Raw genomic sequence first — 19,029 nt, 5'->3', positions numbered from 1 at the left:
TCTACCTTTTTAAACCAGGAATAGCAATTGGTTGCTTTTTTTCCTGTGCTAATTTTGTTATATATACCTCTAGTCCCACCATCTCTTTAGAGCCAATAGGAATTACTTTTAGTAATGCATTTTTCATACATCCTTGAAATCTTCTTTGCAATGTTCTCAAACTTGACTTTGTCATACGGTATGCAGGCCATGTGGAACCAGCACCAGCTGCACCAAGATCTGGAAGAGGCTGCGTTCTTAATATCATCCCTACAATATTTTTACTATGGCAAGAATTACACGAAAGTCCACGTCCTCCCCTTTTGGTCATAAATGTCTTTTTTCCTAAATTATATGCTGCTTTTTCATGCGGTTCACTCAGGTCAATATTAGGTATTTCGTCATTTGCTAGTGATTTGACATATGCAAGCACAGAAAACATCTTTCCACTTTTGAGTTTTGTTTTCTTTTTTCCCTGTTCAGTCTGCATTGCCTGTATCACCTGATCAAGCCCAACAACATTACCAAGTTTTGTAACATATTTTGGAAAAGAGGCAATCTCTTTGGGAAGCTCTTTTTCGGAGACTCCAAGAAATTTTGCAAGTGCTTCATCTCCGCCTAGCTCCTCTTCAAGAATTTCTCCCCCTTCTTCAACAAAAATATCTGCTGGATTATTCTCCAGCATCTCTTTGTACATCGCCCTATCTGCATCACTCATAGCAAACTGATCTGCGGCACTTGCCATAGCAATCATAAGCGCTACAGGAAGTAGTAGCTTTTTCATGTTTAATCCTTTGGCTTAAGTTTCTTACTCTTAGAGTTTTTCTCTCCTGTATTGTCCGTATAATCAACTGTAATTTTTCCTTTTCCTGGCACTTTTAGGTTTACTGAGAAATATGGATTTGCTGAAACTGTTTCCCATACTGTCATTGTAGTGAACGGTTTTCCATCTAGTTTAAATGTAATCGAGTCAATATATTTCTCAGGAATAATCTTTCCTGTTTTCTTATTTTTTTTCAGACCTGTATCCATTGGGTGAATTACAATAAAGTCCACCTTAACAATATCACCTGTTTTGTATTTTTTTGGCTTAATTTTAATCATTGATTTTCTTGCGTTTGCTGGCATGTTTTATCCTTTTTTTAATTATTAATTTTTTTCTTTAACTCTTGTGCTATATCAACCACATCCACCAATGGTTACCTTCACAGGCTTGGAGGCTTTAATAAAAGTACCATTACTCAGTTCTACAACCGCAACCACATCCTGTGTACCACCAAGCTTAACCCTTGTAGCAAAGTATGCTTTTGCATTAAGTGGCGTAAGCATGACATCTACTGCTCTTGTGTTACCATTCTTGCTTACAAGAATATGAATTGCCTTAACATAGTTATTTGCTTCCATAGGATGATCTACACTAACTTTGACAGGAACAACTGCACCATTCTCTGCAATTTCTGGCACAGTAAGTGATATTTTATTGCTATCGGCTACTGGTTTTCCTCCAGTAATAGCTGCTAATGCTGCTTCATAACTGATTGCATTTTTTCCCTTTGGTACCTTTTTGGCTTCTTCTGCTATAAGCAAACTTGAAGTAGCTACAGTTGTCAATGCTGAAACAGCACATAGGTTCTTTAAAAAATTTCTTCTTTCCATCAATTTATCCTTTTTTAATTATTTTTTCTTATTTATCTGAAGTTACATAAGCAACTAGATCACATATCTCTTGCTCATTGAAGAGCCCTGTCGTCAAGTTGACTATCATGTCACTATCTGGATTGTCAATTCTTGGATCAGCAATCTTCTGATAAACAAATTGATAATCTCTCGTTTTTGTATCAAGAAATATTGTCTTATAATTACTAAGATCTGGACCAATATTTCCTGCTCCTTTGGCACCTTCGATATTGTGGCATGCTACACAGTTCCCATACTGCTTGGGCTTCTTTTTCATTTTGCCATCTTTACCTTTAACCTCAATAAACTTTGACAAGCCTTTTGGTGGTACCTTTTTTGCTTTTCTACCATTTAGATTGTGAAAAATATATGCCCCGCGTGCAATTGATTCAGGATCACTGAGATTGCATGATTTTGGCATTGCATATCTCTGGGGATCCTTAAGAAGATCTTTCTCAATCATTCTGCTTGCATTTGGCATATCGTAAGATTTTGTTAAATCAGATGAAGTATTCGAAACTGTAGCAATATCTTTATGACTAATGTCGGGAAGATCGGCTCCTATCAGTGACGAAGTACCTGAAACAAACAAGGTGATCAATCCGATATGCTTGATTGTTATATGCATCCATACTCCTTTCAAAAGTGGTTTCAGGGAGTATGATAACGTAGAAGTGTAAAAAAAATGTAAAAAATAAATATTATTTTATAATATTATTTTATAATATTAAAATAATAAGTAAATATAGCACCACTCTGCGGTGTCGATATTACTTTCAAAAGAATACTCTCTTCATCAATAATCTGTTTAACAATATTTAGACCTATACCAAACCCTCCCTTGGTCTCATTTTCACGATAATAGCGAGAAAATATCTTCTCTATATTTTCTATGCCAACTCCAAAATCTTTAACACTAAATACAATATCTTCCTGAGCACAGTGGAGCGATATCTCAACATTCGTATTGTCATGACTATACTTGATGGCATTTGAGATTGTATTGTCAATGATACGTTGCAGTTTTGTTCGGGAAAATCGATAGGTTACACCAAACTCAATATTAGAAACCAGAGTAATATTCTTCAAGTTTGCAATCTCTTGAAAATAATCAATCCTCTGCTGAATAAAATCTCCCATAGCAATCTTCTCAATTCTGTGCTGCACTCGTCCTCTTTTAATTAGATAATCCATATCATTGTAGATTGTTGCTAATGTTTTAGAGGCTGCTTTTATTCGATGGAGATATTTATTCTCTCCATATTTGGTGGCAAAAAGATCTGCATTAAGATTAATGATGCTCAATGGCGTATTAATCTCATGCATAGAGTCTTTGATAAAACTATCCAGCTGTATATTAAGTTTCTCAAAGGGTGCTGAAAAATTCCGTAATAGTAATAGTGAAAAAATATAAAGTGTCAAAACAATACCCATTAATACTAGTGTTGCGAACAGATATATATCATAGGCAGTATGTACAGTTGAAACAAGAAGATAGTCTGCACCAAAATAGTGACCATGGGGCAAAGTATAGATGTGATAGTAGTATCTATCTTTCTGATGAAACCCTTCCGTAAAAGAGGTGGGCTGAAAATGAAGTGTTGAAAAAATTACCTTAAAATTCTTGTCATAAAGTGCCGTATCATACTCCTTATAGTGTGGAAAGTGAAATATCTTCTCTTTGTTGTCATATTGTTGCATGATATTAATAATGTTGACCATCTGATGTTTGAGTGCTATCTTTATTTTTGCCTCATCAATCTGCAATAATAAAAAAATATATGTAACCAGTGGTGCAATCAACAATACTGCCAAAACACTTGTGTAGATGAGTGCATAGCGTCTTGCAAATCTTTCTGAATCAAATATCAATACTATACCCTACTCCCCGTATATTTTTAATAAAATCTTGTTTAAGTTTCTTTCGCAAATTTCCTACTTGCACCCGTATATTTGCAGAATCGACCCATTCGCCCCAAATTTCTTCCCAAAAAAGTTCGCATGTTACAGCACTTCCTCTCTGTTTAATGAGAAGTTCAAGTATCTTTGTTTCCATTTTTGTTAGTTTAACAATTTCATCTTTATATAAAAGCTTCATTCGCTTAACATCATACTTGTAATTATTTGGCAGTTCTATTAATTCATCTTGTGATGCAAAACAGTGTATTTTAACTGCCTGATCGATCCTAAGCTTTAGCTCTGCAAGATCAAATGGTTTACGGATATAATCACAAGCACCGCACTTATATCCCCTGCTCAAATCATCAATATCTGCCAAAGAAGTAACAAAAATTGTTGGCGTTCTATTTCCCTCCTTGCGTAACTCATCAAGCATATCAAAACCATTCTTCTCACCTGGAACCTTTACGTCAAGTAAAAATAAATCATAGCTTCTTGAAAATATAGCATCGTATGCATCATCCGAATTACCAAAACTTTCTACTTCAAAACCAGAATCTTCCAAGAACTCTTTCATACTCATTGCCAATACGGCTTCATCTTCTAATATCATAATTCTCATTTTATAATTCCAACCTTCTTTTCTCTATATTTTTTAGAGAGAATAATATCGATCAGTTCTCCTTTGGTATATGTTCTTAAAATACTTTTTGCCCTTAATTCAAGTTCTTTTTTATCTTCCTTGTGTAGTTTTGGAAGCAGGTCAACCAATTCTTTATCTTTTATGCTTTTAAAACTATCTGCTGGACTTCTCCATGTTTCAACTACCTTCTCAATATCTTCATTAGAAAATTGGCTCAATAGAGAAAAACTACTTTTTTCTTTTTCATACTGCTCTATCATGTCTTCTGCAATTGCAAAAATATAATATCCTATCTGTCTTCCTTCACCATTATACATGGGTTCTGAAAGAAAAAGTGTTTTCTCGTCATAAATATAATCTTCTGATATAAGTGCTTCCCAGTCAACTCTTTTTAAGTGATTTAAATATAACTGATTATAATTTCGGTTAGAGATAACATACTTTTCAATTCTTGGAAAATCATACATCAGCTCTGCCTTTTCAAGATACTTTTCATCCATCATAACAAAAAGTTCAATCCCTTTTTGATGCAATTTTTGTACAAACTCATCCAAAAGAGTAATAACTTCCAAATACCCCAAAAGTTTTACCCTACTATGAATAGGTACTGTTGCTTTAAATGTTAAAAGTCTTCCTGTCTCTACACCAACTTTTGGCTCTCTTTTTTTCTTTAATACACCTAAGTCATCACGAAACCACCAAATTGGCATTCCTTCAAATCCTTCATCCCAACTTCGAGCAAATATAAAAAAATTGGGTGTAATAATCTGAATACGAAGTGACTTTAGATGTGTATACTTTTTAAATCGTTCCGTAATACTGCTTAGTATTTTATGACCTGTGGCTTCATCATCTTGCAAAAGAGCATTTTTAAGCTCCCCATCTTCAGAAAATGCCATAGAAAAAGAGAGAAGATTCACCATCTCATAATCAAGTGCCACTCTAAAATTTTTTACAACTTTGTCACTTAATCTAATAAGACGTCCTTCGTTAACATATTTTACCCAAAAAGAGAGAGAAATAAAGAGTATAAAAAGTATTAAAAATGTACCTACACGCATCCATCGCTCATACCTATGAAGTGTTGATGTACGATATTTTTTCATTATACTTTACTCTCTTTAAAATAATCTCACCTCTATTTTACAGTTTTTTTATTTTAATGTGTTAAGATTTATTGTTATAAAATGATATTTAGATTAAAAATATATACTCGACTCTACTATATAATATAGTTTAGAAAATAAAAATGCTACTGCATTCCCACTACAATAAAAACAAGGAGAAGTCATGCCTAACCAATCAAGAAGAAACTTTTTTAAAGGTGCTGCAGCACTTGCCGCTATGCCACTGGTAGCGTCAGAAACAAATATACAATCCAAAACACTCAAGCTGGTGCATATTACAGATGCGCATATGGATTTAGGTGCGCCCGATAGTGTAGAAGCACTCAAAATGGCAGTAAAATATCTCAATAAGCACTATCCATATCTTGATTGTGTACTTTTTGGTGGCGATAATTTTAATAACAATATGGCGGGAGACAAAGATGCTCTTATTTATAAAGAAATTACTGAAAAACTTCACTGCCCAGTCTATCATGTACGTGGAAATAAAGAGTCATCACCAGTTAATGATAACCGTATTCACCTAAAAGAGTTTAAAAAACTCTTCATGTCACAAAAAGAACTACGAGTAGAAGGCAGAGATTGGGCTGTCGAAAAAAATGGCTATCTTATACTGGGTCTTGATAGTACTATCGAAAATGCTAATAATGGGCGTTACGGCAAAGAGACAATTACTTTTGCTAAAAAAATGCTTGAACAGGGCAAACCAACACTTATACTTAATCACCACCCCTATACCAATTATTGGTGCGGAACAGACAAGAAGGATATCCACAAATATGTACTTGGCAATACTGAGGAGGTGATTAAGACACTTTTTGAATATCCCAATCTCATTGCCACGCTCTCTGGACATAAACATATTGATAACCTCAAACTTATCAATCATGTAAGAGTCATTACAACCCGTGGCTTCATACGTCCACTTGATCTTGATGAATATCCAATGCGATACATTGAGCTCAATGGTAATCAATTGAGTGAAAAATTAATCTATACACATGAAGGTTGATTTTATATAGATCTATTTGTGCTCAATTAATTTTATGATGATATAATAAAATTAGAATAAATTAAGGAGAGTATAGATGATTAATGTTTTAATGATAGAAGATGATCCAGAGTTTGCAGAGCTTCTTAGTGAGTATCTTGCACAGTTTGATATCAAGGTAATCAATTACGAAGATCCATTTCTTGGGCTCAGTGCGGGGGTAAAAAAGTTCGATATGGTCATTCTCGATCTAACACTTCCAGGAATGGATGGATTAGAAGTGTGTGAAGAGTTAGTACGTAAATATAATATCCCTGTCATCATCTCCTCTGCACGCAATGATATTAACGATAAGGTTCAAAGCTTTGAACTAGGGGCATATGACTATTTGCCAAAACCTTATGATCCCAAAGAGATGTATGCACGCATCATGTCAATTTTAAATCGTGTCAGCAAGGGGGAGAGAGAAACCTCTGCCAGTGTATCCAAAAGTGACTTTGAAATTAAGGGTGACACCATCTACTATAAAGGCAAAGCACTTCACCTTACCCCTGCTGAATTCGAAGTACTTTCTCTATTGACCAAAAACCAAGGTATGACTCAGTCACGTGAGCAAATTATCAACTCTTCTGCCACAATGAGTATTGACTCACAAGGGAAAAGCCTCGATGTTATTATCTCCAAAATTCGCTCCAAACTTGGTGAGAACAAGTGTATTCAGGCTGTTAGAGGCGTAGGTTACAAACTTGTTTAATCATTTCTCATCACTACGGAATAAAATCAAGGTAGTCTTTTCTGTAGCTCTTTTGCTTCTTGCTATTCTCTTTATTGGTTCTATCAAATACGACCATGCCAAATATGATGAACTCAATGAACTGAAGGAGCGTACAATTGCACATTATCTTTATAATTGTTATTTATACAATGGAAAGATAGATGAAGCCTATCTTGAATCACAAAACTTCTCTCTCTTTAAAGATAAGGCAAAAATAGTTCAAGTAGAACGCTATTTCAAAGAAAAAGGAAAGTACAAAAAGTATGCCGCAGACAACTACTGTCTACAGCGGGTTATCCTTATTAATAATGACCGCTTCAAACTCTTCTTGAAAAATGAGAATAAGCCCAAGTACCCCATCAAACGTATTGCAGTCTTTATTATTGTCTTTTTATTGATCATTATGCTTTATCTCTGGATCATCCGATCCTTACGCCCCATTACTGAACTCAAAGAGAAGATCAAAAAATTCTCTGAAGGTGATTTAAATATACGATACGGTAGCGATAAGCATGATGAAATTGCAGAAGTTGCTAATGAGTTTGATCATGCCGTAACCATGATACGAGAACTATTGCAGTCTCGTCAACTCTTTTTACGTGCCATTATGCATGAGCTAAAGACTCCCATTGCCAAAGGGCGCCTCATAAGTGAAATGCTACCCGATAAAAAAAGTAAACAACGTCTTCATGGTATTTTTGAACGACTCAATCTCCTCATAGATGAATTTGCCAAAATAGAGAAGATAACCTCTAAAAATTTTGATCTCAATCTTAAACCCTATAAGATGAGCGATCTTGTTGAGGGGAGCATTGATTTATTAATGATTGAGAATCCTGAACGATTGGTAAGTATTGAAGTTAAAAAAGATTATATTGTTACAGCTGATTTTGAACTCCTTGCACTCGTACTCAAAAATTTACTAGACAATGCCATCAAGTACTCAACTGATAAACATGCTATTGTCTGCATTGATGATAATCATACAAAGATCCTCAACAAAGGCAAACAACTCTCCTGCCCACTGGAAGAGTATTTTAAGCCATTCCATGCTTCTGAAGGTGGGTTAGGACTTGGTCTTTATATTGTCAAAAGCATTCTTAGTATCCATCAAATGGATCTATCCTATTGGCACGAAGGGGGGAAAAATATCTTTTCTATTAGATAGAAAAGTAATAAATTTTATACAACCTACCTTCAGTAATATCTCTACTCTGTTGCTTCTTGATATTTTTCTAGATATATCTATTCTTTATTTTCTGGGCCATAGTCACAAATTGTATCAGAAATCATAAATGCTAGTTCAAGTGCCTGAGAAGCATTAAGTCTTGGATCACATTGCGTATGATAACGACTTGCTAATCCCTCTTCTGTAATGGCACAAGAAGTACTTCCGGTACACTCAGTTACATTATTTCCTGTCATTTCAAGATGGATACCTGCCGCAACCGTTCCATGCTCTTTGTGTATCTTGAAAAACTGTTCTACTTCTGAAAGAATATTAGCAAAATCACGTGTTTTGAAACCAGTCGAAGACTTCTCAATATTCCCATGCATTGGGTCAATTGTCCAAACAACATTTTTTCCTGCGTCACGTACTTTTTTGAGTAATGGGGGGTAAAGGGTATCAATTTTATCTGCACCCATACGAACAATCAGATTGAGTCTTCCCTCTTCATTCTCTGGGTTAAGTGCATCAATGAGTGCAATAAGTTCATCTTCATCTATACTTGGTCCAACTTTACATCCAATAGGGTTTTTGATACCCCTAAAGTACTCAATATGTGCTTCATTTAAGTCACGGGTTCTGTCACCAATCCATAACATATGTGCAGAGCAATCATACCACTCGCCTGTTTCTGTGTCTTTACGTGTTAATGCCTGCTCATAATTGAGTAGTAGTGCTTCATGTGAAGTATAGAGTGTTGTCTGATGTAACTGTGGTAATGTTTTGCTTGTTAGCCCACAAGCTGCCATAAATTTCATAGCATGATCTATCTTATCACTAAGTTCATCATATCGTTTACCAAGTGAGTTATCCTTAATAAAATCAAGATTCCATTTATGTACCTTATTGAGGTTTGCTAAACCACCACGTGCAAAAGCACGTAACAAATTAAGTGTGGCTGCAGACTGACTATATGCTTTTAGCATATTCTTAGGATTTGGTATCCTTGCTTCTTCGGTAAATTCGATAGAGTTGATAATGTCACCACGATAACTTGCTAATTTGGTACCATTCTTCTCTTCAAAGTCGGAACTTCTTGGCTTGGCAAACTGCCCAGCAATACGTCCTACTTTAATAACCGGTTTTCCTGTAGAGTACATTAATACCATATTCATTTGCAACATTAGCTTGAAAAGATTTTTAATATTCTGTGCATTAAAATCTGCAAAACTTTCTGCACAGTCCCCTCCTTGAAGCAAAAATGCTTCACCACGACCTGCCGCCGCTAACTTCTCTTTAAGTCTTCGTGCCTCTTCGGCAAATATTAATGGTGGATAGGAACTCAACATCTTCTCTGTCATATCAAGTGCTTCTCTATCTAGGTATGTTGGCTGTTGCTTTATAGGAAATGCCCTCCAGCTCTCTGGTGTCCAACTCATGAATCTATCCTTACATAATAAATTACAAGATTATAGCTGAAAAAATTTGAAATAGTCGTATGCCTTAGTATAGAAATCTAAATTTATAATAAAAATATTTTAAATTTTACATGATGAATAATACATAAAATACTCATATTTTTTAGTAAATTCCCACCACACAGTTATCTGAAAGTTTTTCCTTTTCACATGGTGAATAATTGGTGAATAACTCATATTTTTTAATGGGGCCCGTACTTACGTACTATGGAAATATATTACTACTTTTTGACAACAAAAGTTACAAAATTTGCCCACTGAAAAATAGTTTCAATTTTAGAAAATCCAGCCTCTTTACACATTTGAATATTTTCTTTAAGTGTAAAAGGAATAAGTACATTTTCTAATGCTTCTCTTTTTCGTGCTATTTCATATTCACTATAACCCTGCTCTTTTTTATAGGCATAATAAATATCTATTATCTGCTTATCTAATACCTTATTTTCAAAAACTACTTTTTCAGAAAAAATAAAAATCCCATCCTTACTTAATCCATCATAAAGCTTCTTGACTAGCTCCAAACGCTGTATGGGTCGTATAAATTGTAGAGTATAGTTGGCTACTATAATATCTTCATTATCATAGTGATACGCCAACATATCAGCAAATTCTAGCTCTATATCTGCTCCAAAAGCTTGACATTTTTGCTCGGCTCTGTCTAGCATAGCTTGAGAATTATCTAATCCTTTAAGTTTCATAGGTACTTTCATTTTTGAATGCAAATCAAGCAAAAACTTTGCAGTAGAAGAACCAAGATCTAATACCTTCATTCCTTCTTTCTCTTGAGCCAATATTAAGGAGATAATCAGTTTTCGTACCTCATCATAAAAAGGCACAGAACGAGATAACATATCATCAAACACAGAAGCCACGGCTTCATCAAACTCAAACTTTTTCTCTATAGGTTTGGTAAATACTTTATCTTTCATACCAATATCTTTTTAGTTTGTATTATGTCTTTTTTAATCTGTATTTTAAGCGCATTCAATGTATCAAACTTTCGGTTTGAACGAATAAATGCATGGAATAAAATAAAGATCGATCCATAAGATAGCACAGGAAGTTTCTTTTCTAGTACATGAGTCTCCACAGCAAATGATCCATCCGTGGTCATTCGATTTCCTATAAATGTCACACTTTCAAACCACTCTTCCCCAATCAATGTTTTTGTCGCATAAACACCTTCTCGGGGAAGCTGGTAGTTTTTAACTTTTAAATTGAGAGTAGGTACAAGTTTTTTTTGCCCAATCCCCTGCCCATGAATAATATTGCCATCAATACAGTAATTTCTACCCAATAGATGACTAACCATTTCTATATTCCCTTCACAAAGATATTGCTTGATTGTTCTTGAGTGTACAGACACCCCCTGCCACATAACTTCAGGTACAACTTCTACTTCTTTACAAAAGAGCTTACTTAATAGCATACTGTCGCCTACCCTCTTTTTGCCAAAAGAGAAGTCATATCCTACTACAATCTTCTCAAGTGCGGGAAAATCCTCTTCTATTTTAGAGATAAATGCTTCAGGTGAAAGTGTATGTATTTTATTAAAATGGTAAAAGTAACATGGCTTGCTTGTATAGAGTGTTCTTTTATAGCCTGGCGTTAAGTACCCACCATTACGCTCAATAACCACCACTGCTTCCACACGACCAATGAGTGCCTGATGGGCAATATGTATACCATCAAACGAACCTATTGTAATAGATTTTATATTATTTTTATATATCAATTTTTATTTCTTGTTTTCAATTTTACAAAGTGATAAAAATACTCCTGACTACCCTCTTTTCCTTGTACTTTTGACTCTGCTTGATACTTTTTATCCCAGCCAAGTTTCTTCGCCTCAGCCTCAAACTCTTCTTTACGTCTAGCAATAGCATCAAGGTCTTTCACTACACCCTTAGAGTCACGCTTTACATCTTTACCCACTTCAAATTGTGGTTTATAAAGTATGATGATGTCTGTACCATTTATTGATAGTCTGTCTATATCATCCATAATTTTTCGAATAGAGATAAACGATACATCACAAGTGATTAAATCATATCTCAGTTCATCTTCATATTCTCTAATATCAGTTTCTTCATGAAGCGTCACTTTTTTATTCTTACGTAATGATATATGCAGTTGGTCAGAACCTACATCAACACAGCTCAAACGCTCTATCCCATTTTCCAGCACTATCTGAGCAAAACCTCCTGTAGAAGAGCCTATATCTAAGGCTGATTTACCTTTAAAATTCATAGGATAATTTTCTAGAAAATCCTCTAGCTTACGAGCTGCACGACTCACATAAAATTTAGAATCCTCTACCTCTACGAGTATATTGTTATCTATCTTTGTTGAAGGCTTCCCTCTCTTTCCATCTACTAGTACTAATCCTGCTTTTATGGCATCATTCGCACGGTTACGACTCTCGTAATAACCCTCATCTACTAGGTATCTGTCTAATCTCATTTTAAAAATCTTTCATAATTTATAGATTTTTTATTATTGATGATAGCATATTGACATCCTTATAATCTCTTGTTTGTTTAAGGCATAACCATTTATCTGTAGTCCAAAACTATACCATAAATAAAATATCCTGCCAATATAACCATGAAAAATAAAAACAATTAGAGTATAAGCATAGCATCTCCATAAGAGAAGAACCGATACTGTTTTTCGATTGCCTCTTGGTATAGCTGTAACGTCTTTTCTCTTCCAATAAAAGCGCTTACCAACATAATAAGTGTACTTTTGGGTAGGTGAAAGTTTGTAAGCAGATGAGTGACACGTTGAGGAGGATTAAGTGGATTAAGAAAGAGGTCACATACTCCCTCCTTCTGTTTTGTTCTAGTATAATATTCAATGGTACGCGTGACAGTTGTACCAATGGCAAGAATGGGTTTTTGGCTCTCTATTATCTTTACTGAAGTATCAGGAATATGAAAATATTCTGAGTGCATAGGGTGATCAAGAATATTCTCTGCCTCAACAGGCTTAAAAGTTCCTGCCCCAACATGCAATGTCAGGGTATGGGTAGAGTAGGTTTTTTGGAGTTTTTCAAAAAGATCTGACGTAAAATGTAAAGAAGCAGTAGGTGCGGCAACTGCTCCTGCATTCTTAGCAAAGAGGGACTGATAGTCAGACTCATCTTCTTTCCTGTCTTCGCGTTGCATATAAGGAGGTAAGGGAATGTGTCCTATCTCATCAAGTAATGGCACTAATGTTTCAAAATATATTTCTGTATTATTTTTGGCAAAAGTAACGACTCTTGATCCATCCTTGTTTAACGCTATGACAGTTGCAACTAACCCTTTGTCAAAGAAAAGTTGTGTGCCAATATGGATCTTTCCTCGTATCATAACAAGGTAATGGTGGGCATCAAGTGGTTTGTTTAAAAGAAGTTCTACTTTTCCACCACTAGACTTATATCCAAAGATGCGTGCCTTGATAACACGGGTATCATTAAGAAAAATATCACATTTGGGTAGAAAGTTGAGCAGGTAACCGAAGGTAGCATGGGTTATCTCGTTGGTTTTTCTATTATAAACTAGTAATTTTGCATGATCTCTAGGGTATACGGGTTCAGTTGCAATGTACTCTTTGGGGAGTATGTAGTCATAGCTCTTTGTTAATCGCGTAGTAGACATTACATTTTTTCCGTCTCTTTTTCTCCATCTTCTCCATCTTCATTCTTGTCAGGATTAACTACTGCGACAATAAGAATAGAAATACCATAAAGGATAACCAGTGGTGCTGCCATTAAAAGCTGAGTAAGGATATCAGGTGGTGTAAGCAGTGCTGCAAGAACAAAAATAATTACTACAGCATATTTAAAAAAGTCTTTGAGTGTGCGATCTGTCACTAACCCAAGCAAAGCAAGGAAGTAGGCGAATACTGGCAACTCAAAAGCAATTCCAAACCCCATCATAATCTTTGTAAAAAAACCCACATAGTCCTCAATATTAATAAGAGGTGTATAGAGAAATGATCCAAAGGTAATAAGAAATTGAAACCCAAATGGTGTCACAATATAATAGGCAAACAGTACGCCTGAAAGAAACATAACAGAACCTCCTGCTACAAAGGGGAATACCATTTTCTTTTCATGACTATAGAGTCCTGGTGCCACAAAAAGCCAAAGTTGGTAGAGAATAAATGGCATTGCTAGCAGGAGCCCCACAAAAAATGAGACCTTTAGTGCAACAAAGAAAGTTCCTGCGACTTGATGGGTAGTTACTTGTGGGTTAAAGATTTTAGAGGCACGCAATGAAGCTGCCAGTTCATAGGCAGACTTTGCTGCATTTTCTAAACCTTTTTTAAGTTCACCTTCTGTGGCCTGTGCTGCTTGTGTGAGTGATTTGGAGAGATTTTGTGCTGCCTTAACACCTGAGTTATCTTTTGGGGAAATCTCCTCTATTTCTGAGGTTATCTTTCGACTCGCATTGAGATCAATATGCCACTGGGTCATACTTTTTTTTGTAACATTTTGTTTGACTTCTGCAAGAGCATGGTCAAGTGGTGCAGTGATCCATGCAAGAATTGTCTCATGGAATGTAAATGCAATACCAAATGCAATAAATACAGAAAGCACAGAGAGCCCTATACGTTTACGTAACTCTGCAAGATGAGGACGTAACTCTTCAAACATTAAACATTGTCTCCCTCTTTAGATTTTTTAGCAGTAGACATATTGTCCTTTTTGGCCTTTTTGGTTTTAGCAATAGAGTGTTTCTCTTTCTTCTTAAGCACAACTGTCTCCATTTTAGGTTCTACCTGTGTTGTCGGCTTTGCTTCATCCGCATAAGTACTTTTAAGTGCATCGGAAGACGGTTTCTCTTTTGCTACAGTAGGCTCATCAATAATATCGTCTATGGAGATATTCTTAAAACCTTGTAGTTCACTAGCAGCACTATCAAGTTTCTGTTTATAGCTAAGTGCTTCTTCTTTAAGATCAGCAATTCTCATCTCTTCTTCAAGAGAACTTTTTGCTTCATTGATAGTTTTTTTGATACTTTTAAAAAATTTGGCAATCTGCACCATCGCTTCAGGAAGCTTATCCGGTCCCAAAAAGAGAATAGCGATGATTGCAATAAGAAGTATTTCGGTAAATCCAATGCCAAACATGCCCTGCCTTCTTCGATTAAAGTGTCGTATTTTATCAAACTTATTCTAAAAGGTAGAGTGTGAGAGTATCAGCAATAAAGAAGTTTGTGTTGTAGTAGTGTGTTGTAGTCTCAGTAAGTTTTCTTTCTTTGACAAGCATATTGACCTTCTCTTTGATTTTTTCAGGCAATATGGACTTTTGAATTCCCACATTACTACGTAATCCAAGAAATATTTTTTCAGTAAGCAGTTCTTTTAACTTAAGAGACTCCTTTGTTATCTTTAACGGGTTTGCAATATAGGCTTCAATGTCTGTTTGTGGGTAAAAACGTATAGCATCATCTGAAGTTAAATACTTAAAACCTACTGCTCCTGCTCCTGCTCCAATATAGTCCTTAAGTTCCCAATAGCCTCTATTGTGCTTGCTCTGATATGTACCAAAATTAGAGATCTCATAGTGCTCAAAACCATGTCTTGTAATCTCTTCTGCAATAAAAAAAGCAAGGCTATCATCCTCTTGGCGTACTTCTGGGGTGGCTTTAAACTTTGTATTATTTTCGATGGTGAGCTCATAGGCAGAAATATGGTCAATAGGCAAACCAAAAGCCTCATTTATATCCTTGCCTAAAAGTATTTTGGTGTCACCGTAGTAGTTGTAGATAAGATCAAGAGAAAGATGCTCAAAACCCAATGCTTTAGCAGTAAAAATAGCCTCTTTTGTCTGTATTGGAGAGTGTGCACGGTTGAGTGCTTTGAGCTTATCTGCATGGAAACTTTGTGCACCAAAACTAATACGATTTACCCCAAGCGCCTTCATTCCAGAAAGCCATGCTTTGGTTGCTGAATTAGGATTAGCTTCAGTGGTAATTTCTGCCCCATTTTGAAGGTAATCAGAGAGTAGTTCAAATATTGGTTCATAAAGAGATGGATCAACTGTCGAGGGTGTTCCTCCCCCGATAAAAAGAGTCTCAATGCATCCTTTTGTTGCTTCAAAATATTCCAGTTCATAGACAAGCTGTCTATGAAGTGCCTGCATATAGGCATGTCTGGTATCGAACTTATCAACATATGAGTTGAAGCTGCAGTAGTGACACTTGGAGTCACAGTAGGGAATATGAATATAGGTTAACATTTTATTGGCTTGTAATGGTATTTTAGATAAAATCATATCAGAAAATTTTAGAGTTTACTCTAGATTACTGAAATCTCATGAAGAGGGATTTTATTTTTAAAATTTGATTGAAGATGAGTACAAATGATACAGACAAAGAAGCGTTATCGCCGGAATGTTTCAGCAATCATACTCTCCCCAAAATATCCAAATAAATGTGAGTTTTTCATTGCCCATAGAAACGATATCAAAGATGCTTGGCAGTTTCCACAAGGGGGTATTGACGAAGGAGAAACACCAAAGGAGGCTCTAAAAAGGGAGCTTCTTGAGGAGATTGGCTGTAATGATATTGAGATACTGGGAGAATTCCCTTCGTGGATCACTTATAATTTTCCTAAAGTGGCAAGGGGAAAATGTTATGCTTATGACGGACAGACACAAAAATATTTTTTGGTTCGCCTCAAAGAGAACACTAAAATTAATTTGGAAGCATTTGAGGTGCCGGAGTTCAAAGAGTATGAGTTTGTCACATATAGCGAACTATTCAAGAGAGTCGTTCACTTCAAACGTAAAGCCTATCAAAAAGTTATCAACTATTTTATACAAGAGGGGTTGATACATAAATGCTAGTAGTACAAAAATATGGTGGAACAAGTGTTGGCAGTCTTGATCGTATTGAGAATGTTGTAAACCGTGTTACTAAAGCCAGAGACGACGGTCAAGATCTTGTTATTGTTGTTTCAGCAATGAGCGGAGAGACCAATAAATTAATTGGTTATGCAGAACATTTTACAAAGAGTCCAGCAAAAAAAGAGATGGATATGCTTCTAAGCTCGGGTGAACGTGTTACTGCAGCACTACTCTCTATTGCGCTTCAGGCCAAAGGGTACGATGCAGTTGCCATGACAGGGCGTCAAGCAGGAATTGTTACAGATAATTTGCATACCTATGCACGCATTAAGGAGATCAAGCCCATTGCAATACAAAATGCTCTTCAAAAAGGGAAGATTATTATTGTTGCTGGCTTTCAGGGGATCAATAAAGATGGTTCAGTCACAACACTTGGACGTGGTGGTTCTGACCTCTCTGCCGTGGCACTTGCTGGTGCACTCAATGCAGACCAGTGTGAGATCTACTCAGATGTGGATGGCATTTACACCACCGACCCACGCATTGAACCTAATGCAAAAAAACTTGATGTCATTAGTTACGATGAGATGCTTGAGTTGGCATCGCTTGGTGCAAAGGTTCTTCAAAACCGTTCAGTCGAGTTGGCAAAAAAACTCAAGGTAAAGCTCTATGCTAAAAGTAGTTTCAGTAATAACGAAGGCACACTAATCACAGAGGAGACGGAGAATATGGAAGAGGTACTAGTAAGTGGTGTGGTTCTAGACAAAAACCAAGCAAGAGTAACGCTAAGAGGTGTTTCTGATAGACCTGGTATTGCTGCAGAAATCTTTACCAAGCTGGCTGAAGAGAATATTAATGTCGATATGATTATTCAAAATGTTGGGACTGACGGTAAGACTAATCTTGGTTTTACTATACCGCAAAGTGAGCTTGAAAATGCTAAATGTGTGGTCGCATCATTTAATCATGATATCGAAGGTGTAGACTATGACGAACATATTTGTAAAGTCTCTGTAGTTGGCGTAGGAATGAAATCTCACTCTGGTGTTGCCGCAGCTGCATTTAGTGCGTTAGCAACCAACAATATTAATATTCAGATGATATCAACCTCAGAGATTAAGGTCTCTATGGTTATTGATGAGAAATATGGAGAACTTGCTATCCGCATTCTTCATGAAGCCTACAGATTAGATAAGTAGATTTTTGATGCAGAAGCTGTTGAAATGGACACTTGAAGCAATTCGCGAAGAAGACTGCTTCTCATGGATGGAAGAGTGTCGATACGAGTGGACACCGTTTGTCAAAAATACCATTAATCAAATACTTGAAGGTAAAACCATTTTACTACTAACAGATACATCACGACAATGGTTTGAAAAGTATATTCTAGACAATATCAATAACCCACAAAAAAGCCGTCCCTTGTTACCGGTTTTTCCTATAGCAGAAATATTTCCATCTATTGATTCCTTCTCTTCCACGCAGGATATGGAGATTTTTGAAGATATGCTTGAACTCTCCTTTCCTAATGGATATTTGATTTGGTATATTGGCAAAGGAGACCATCCTTTTACAAAACTTGCCTACCGTTGCGATAATAGTTTTCTTTGGATTATGGATGAAGAGGTAGAAAACAGTTTTAGCTTACGAAGCAGTGATGAGATGCTCGATATCAAACTATTACAACTCTACAAACTCTTTGACCTAACCCTTTCTCAAGCACTCTTTGGGGAGCTTGACTTTTAGTCCTGACCATGACACTCAATAGCCAAGTTCTCATTAGCAGTAATATCCAAAGCACTATAGAGAGATTACACTTACTCAGAGTAAACGAAAGGTTTGTTGAAATTATTAAACTTGACCCCAAAGATGACACTTTCAAGATAGAAGATGCAAAACTTGCCATTGAAAAAGCCTATATGGCAAGTGAGGAGACCACTGTAATCATTCTTGCTGCCAAGAGTTTTTCTTCTATCGTTCAAAATAAACTTCTCAAGATTCTCGAAGAGCCCCCACCCAAAAAAGAGTTTATCCTTATTGCTTCTAGCAAGGCAACTATTCTTCCAACCATTCGCTCACGTTTGCCTATTAAAGTTCTCTCTGAAAAGAGAGAAAAAGAGCGTTTAGGATTAGATGTATCACAATTGACACTCTCGAGTGTTTATGCTTTCATACAAGAGAACAAGCGTACCGATACCAAGCGCATGAAACATATTGTAGAATGCATCAGTAAGGAGGCGATACACTCCAATAAATTTAATCTTGATGAAAAAGTACTTGATCTCTTCAAAAATACTTTTATTGCACTTGACGTTGGCTCTCCACCACAATTTGTACTTACCACACTACTATTGAAATTATTGGCGAAGAAAAAACGCTAATTATTTGCTATACTATAATTTTGCAATAGTATTTGAAAAGGCATATAAAATACAGACTGTATATTTTAAG

22 protein-coding genes are annotated in these 19,029 nt (G+C 35.9%); 7 read left to right on the top strand and 15 right to left on the bottom strand.

Going from position 1 to position 19,029, the window contains the following annotated elements:
• Position 1: 1 nt before the first annotated feature.
• The 7 genes from soxA to LGB01_05085 all read right to left on the bottom strand — a co-directional run bounded on the left by soxA (position 2) and on the right by LGB01_05085 (position 5,304).
• A complete protein-coding gene (gene soxA, locus LGB01_05115) occupies positions 2–763 on the bottom strand; it encodes a sulfur oxidation c-type cytochrome SoxA (protein ID MCB4753581.1) in 762 nt (253 codons plus the stop codon).
• A 2-nt stretch (positions 764–765) separates the two neighbouring features.
• A complete protein-coding gene (soxZ, locus tag LGB01_05110) occupies positions 766–1,107 on the bottom strand; it encodes a thiosulfate oxidation carrier complex protein SoxZ (protein ID MCB4753580.1) in 342 nt (113 codons plus the stop codon).
• Positions 1,108–1,158: 51 nt separating this feature from the next.
• Positions 1,159–1,635 (bottom strand): thiosulfate oxidation carrier protein SoxY, encoded by a 477-nt coding sequence (gene soxY, locus LGB01_05105; GenBank protein ID MCB4753579.1) that lies wholly within the window; start codon positions 1,633–1,635, stop codon positions 1,159–1,161.
• A 28-nt stretch (positions 1,636–1,663) separates the two neighbouring features.
• A complete protein-coding gene (gene soxX / locus LGB01_05100; protein MCB4753578.1) occupies positions 1,664–2,284 on the bottom strand; it encodes a sulfur oxidation c-type cytochrome SoxX in 621 nt (206 codons plus the stop codon).
• A gap of 86 nt (positions 2,285–2,370) precedes the next feature.
• Positions 2,371–3,528 carry a HAMP domain-containing histidine kinase gene (locus LGB01_05095; protein ID MCB4753577.1) on the bottom strand — a complete coding sequence of 386 codons (1,158 nt, stop codon included), beginning with the start codon at positions 3,526–3,528 and terminating at the stop codon, positions 2,371–2,373.
• A complete protein-coding gene (locus tag LGB01_05090) occupies positions 3,518–4,168 on the bottom strand; it encodes a response regulator transcription factor (GenBank protein MCB4753576.1) in 651 nt (216 codons plus the stop codon). Before LGB01_05090 ends, LGB01_05095 begins: the two co-directional genes overlap by 11 nt.
• Before the next feature lie 5 nt (positions 4,169–4,173).
• The gene (locus LGB01_05085) at positions 4,174–5,304 is read right to left on the bottom strand and encodes a hypothetical protein (GenBank protein MCB4753575.1); all 1,131 of its coding nucleotides are present in this window, start codon (positions 5,302–5,304) and stop codon (positions 4,174–4,176) included.
• A gap of 184 nt (positions 5,305–5,488) precedes the next feature.
• Between LGB01_05085 and LGB01_05080 the strand changes: the two genes are divergently transcribed.
• From LGB01_05080 to LGB01_05070, 3 genes are all read left to right on the top strand, one after another.
• Positions 5,489–6,337 carry a metallophosphoesterase gene (locus LGB01_05080; GenBank protein ID MCB4753574.1) on the top strand — a complete coding sequence of 283 codons (849 nt, stop codon included), beginning with the start codon at positions 5,489–5,491 and terminating at the stop codon, positions 6,335–6,337.
• Positions 6,338–6,413: 76 nt separating this feature from the next.
• The gene (locus LGB01_05075) at positions 6,414–7,070 is read left to right on the top strand and encodes a response regulator transcription factor (protein MCB4753573.1); all 657 of its coding nucleotides are present in this window, start codon (positions 6,414–6,416) and stop codon (positions 7,068–7,070) included.
• Positions 7,063–8,259 (top strand): ArsS family sensor histidine kinase, encoded by a 1,197-nt coding sequence (locus LGB01_05070; protein ID MCB4753572.1) that lies wholly within the window; start codon positions 7,063–7,065, stop codon positions 8,257–8,259. Before LGB01_05075 ends, LGB01_05070 begins: the two co-directional genes overlap by 8 nt.
• Before the next feature lie 77 nt (positions 8,260–8,336).
• Here the strand turns inward: LGB01_05070 and LGB01_05065 are convergent, their stop codons facing one another.
• The 8 genes from LGB01_05065 to hemW all read right to left on the bottom strand — a co-directional run bounded on the left by LGB01_05065 (position 8,337) and on the right by hemW (position 15,969).
• Complete coding sequence (locus tag LGB01_05065) at positions 8,337–9,698, bottom strand: 3-deoxy-7-phosphoheptulonate synthase class II (protein MCB4753571.1); 1,362 nt, start codon at positions 9,696–9,698, stop codon at positions 8,337–8,339.
• 260 nt (positions 9,699–9,958) lie between these two features.
• Complete coding sequence (gene cmoA / locus LGB01_05060) at positions 9,959–10,666, bottom strand: carboxy-S-adenosyl-L-methionine synthase CmoA (protein ID MCB4753570.1); 708 nt, start codon at positions 10,664–10,666, stop codon at positions 9,959–9,961.
• Entirely contained in the window at positions 10,663–11,472 is an 810-nt protein-coding gene (locus LGB01_05055) for a bifunctional riboflavin kinase/FAD synthetase (GenBank protein ID MCB4753569.1), read from the bottom strand. Before LGB01_05055 ends, cmoA begins: the two co-directional genes overlap by 4 nt.
• Positions 11,469–12,200 (bottom strand): TlyA family RNA methyltransferase, encoded by a 732-nt coding sequence (locus tag LGB01_05050; protein ID MCB4753568.1) that lies wholly within the window; start codon positions 12,198–12,200, stop codon positions 11,469–11,471. The genes LGB01_05055 and LGB01_05050 overlap by 4 nt, the downstream gene beginning before the upstream one ends.
• A gap of 161 nt (positions 12,201–12,361) precedes the next feature.
• The gene (queA, locus tag LGB01_05045; protein MCB4753567.1) at positions 12,362–13,381 is read right to left on the bottom strand and encodes a tRNA preQ1(34) S-adenosylmethionine ribosyltransferase-isomerase QueA; all 1,020 of its coding nucleotides are present in this window, start codon (positions 13,379–13,381) and stop codon (positions 12,362–12,364) included.
• Positions 13,381–14,382, bottom strand: coding sequence for a twin-arginine translocase subunit TatC (gene tatC, locus LGB01_05040; protein MCB4753566.1), 1,002 nt, complete (start codon positions 14,380–14,382; stop codon positions 13,381–13,383). The genes queA and tatC overlap by 1 nt, the downstream gene beginning before the upstream one ends.
• Positions 14,382–14,858 carry a Sec-independent protein translocase protein TatB gene (gene tatB, locus LGB01_05035; GenBank protein ID MCB4753565.1) on the bottom strand — a complete coding sequence of 159 codons (477 nt, stop codon included), beginning with the start codon at positions 14,856–14,858 and terminating at the stop codon, positions 14,382–14,384. Before tatB ends, tatC begins: the two co-directional genes overlap by 1 nt.
• A gap of 40 nt (positions 14,859–14,898) precedes the next feature.
• Complete coding sequence (gene hemW, locus LGB01_05030) at positions 14,899–15,969, bottom strand: radical SAM family heme chaperone HemW (protein MCB4753564.1); 1,071 nt, start codon at positions 15,967–15,969, stop codon at positions 14,899–14,901.
• A 123-nt stretch (positions 15,970–16,092) separates the two neighbouring features.
• Between hemW and LGB01_05025 the strand changes: the two genes are divergently transcribed.
• Genes LGB01_05025 through LGB01_05010 form a run of 4 tightly spaced genes read left to right on the top strand, consistent with a single transcriptional unit; the run spans position 16,093 to position 18,959 of the window.
• Positions 16,093–16,578 carry an RNA pyrophosphohydrolase gene (locus LGB01_05025; protein MCB4753563.1) on the top strand — a complete coding sequence of 162 codons (486 nt, stop codon included), beginning with the start codon at positions 16,093–16,095 and terminating at the stop codon, positions 16,576–16,578.
• Positions 16,572–17,777, top strand: a complete 1,206-nt coding sequence (locus LGB01_05020; GenBank protein ID MCB4753562.1) for an aspartate kinase — start codon at positions 16,572–16,574, stop codon at positions 17,775–17,777. Before LGB01_05025 ends, LGB01_05020 begins: the two co-directional genes overlap by 7 nt.
• 7 nt (positions 17,778–17,784) lie before the next feature.
• Positions 17,785–18,324 (top strand): HobA family DNA replication regulator, encoded by a 540-nt coding sequence (locus LGB01_05015; GenBank protein ID MCB4753561.1) that lies wholly within the window; start codon positions 17,785–17,787, stop codon positions 18,322–18,324.
• Between the two features lie 8 nt (positions 18,325–18,332).
• Positions 18,333–18,959: a DNA polymerase III subunit delta' gene (locus tag LGB01_05010; protein ID MCB4753560.1), complete on the top strand. Its 627-nt coding sequence runs from the start codon at positions 18,333–18,335 to the stop codon at positions 18,957–18,959.
• Positions 18,960–19,029 lie beyond the last annotated feature (70 nt).

Origin of the sequence: Sulfurovum sp., assembly GCA_020525365.1 — a bacterium.
Lineage (GTDB): Bacteria > Campylobacterota > Campylobacteria > Campylobacterales > Sulfurovaceae > Sulfurovum.
The sequence above is the reverse complement of the archived record's forward strand: the minus strand, read 5'-3'. Positions and strand labels throughout refer to the sequence as shown.

What these genes read in the sequence shown, in the direction of transcription:
- soxA (MCB4753581.1), bottom strand. Translation starts at nt 763, where the DNA reads ATGAAAAAGCTACTACTTCCTGTAGCGCTTATGATTGCTATGGCAAGT.
- soxZ (MCB4753580.1), bottom strand. Translation starts at nt 1,107, where the DNA reads ATGCCAGCAAACGCAAGAAAATCAATGATTAAAATTAAGCCAAAAAAA.
- soxY (MCB4753579.1), bottom strand. Translation starts at nt 1,635, where the DNA reads ATGGAAAGAAGAAATTTTTTAAAGAACCTATGTGCTGTTTCAGCATTG.
- soxX (MCB4753578.1), bottom strand. Translation starts at nt 2,284, where the DNA reads ATGCATATAACAATCAAGCATATCGGATTGATCACCTTGTTTGTTTCA.
- LGB01_05090 (MCB4753576.1), bottom strand. Translation starts at nt 4,168, where the DNA reads ATGATATTAGAAGATGAAGCCGTATTGGCAATGAGTATGAAAGAGTTC.
- LGB01_05085 (MCB4753575.1), bottom strand. Translation starts at nt 5,304, where the DNA reads ATGAAAAAATATCGTACATCAACACTTCATAGGTATGAGCGATGGATG.
- LGB01_05080 (MCB4753574.1), top strand. Translation starts at nt 5,489, where the DNA reads ATGCCTAACCAATCAAGAAGAAACTTTTTTAAAGGTGCTGCAGCACTT.
- LGB01_05075 (MCB4753573.1), top strand. Translation starts at nt 6,414, where the DNA reads ATGATTAATGTTTTAATGATAGAAGATGATCCAGAGTTTGCAGAGCTT.
- LGB01_05065 (MCB4753571.1), bottom strand. Translation starts at nt 9,698, where the DNA reads ATGAGTTGGACACCAGAGAGCTGGAGGGCATTTCCTATAAAGCAACAG.
- cmoA (MCB4753570.1), bottom strand. Translation starts at nt 10,666, where the DNA reads ATGAAAGATAAAGTATTTACCAAACCTATAGAGAAAAAGTTTGAGTTT.
- LGB01_05050 (MCB4753568.1), bottom strand. Translation starts at nt 12,200, where the DNA reads ATGAGATTAGACAGATACCTAGTAGATGAGGGTTATTACGAGAGTCGT.
- queA (MCB4753567.1), bottom strand. Translation starts at nt 13,381, where the DNA reads ATGTCTACTACGCGATTAACAAAGAGCTATGACTACATACTCCCCAAA.
- tatC (MCB4753566.1), bottom strand. Translation starts at nt 14,382, where the DNA reads ATGTTTGAAGAGTTACGTCCTCATCTTGCAGAGTTACGTAAACGTATA.
- tatB (MCB4753565.1), bottom strand. Translation starts at nt 14,858, where the DNA reads ATGTTTGGCATTGGATTTACCGAAATACTTCTTATTGCAATCATCGCT.
- hemW (MCB4753564.1), bottom strand. Translation starts at nt 15,969, where the DNA reads ATGTTAACCTATATTCATATTCCCTACTGTGACTCCAAGTGTCACTAC.
- LGB01_05025 (MCB4753563.1), top strand. Translation starts at nt 16,093, where the DNA reads ATGATACAGACAAAGAAGCGTTATCGCCGGAATGTTTCAGCAATCATA.
- LGB01_05020 (MCB4753562.1), top strand. Translation starts at nt 16,572, where the DNA reads ATGCTAGTAGTACAAAAATATGGTGGAACAAGTGTTGGCAGTCTTGAT.
- LGB01_05015 (MCB4753561.1), top strand. Translation starts at nt 17,785, where the DNA reads ATGCAGAAGCTGTTGAAATGGACACTTGAAGCAATTCGCGAAGAAGAC.
- LGB01_05010 (MCB4753560.1), top strand. Translation starts at nt 18,333, where the DNA reads ATGACACTCAATAGCCAAGTTCTCATTAGCAGTAATATCCAAAGCACT.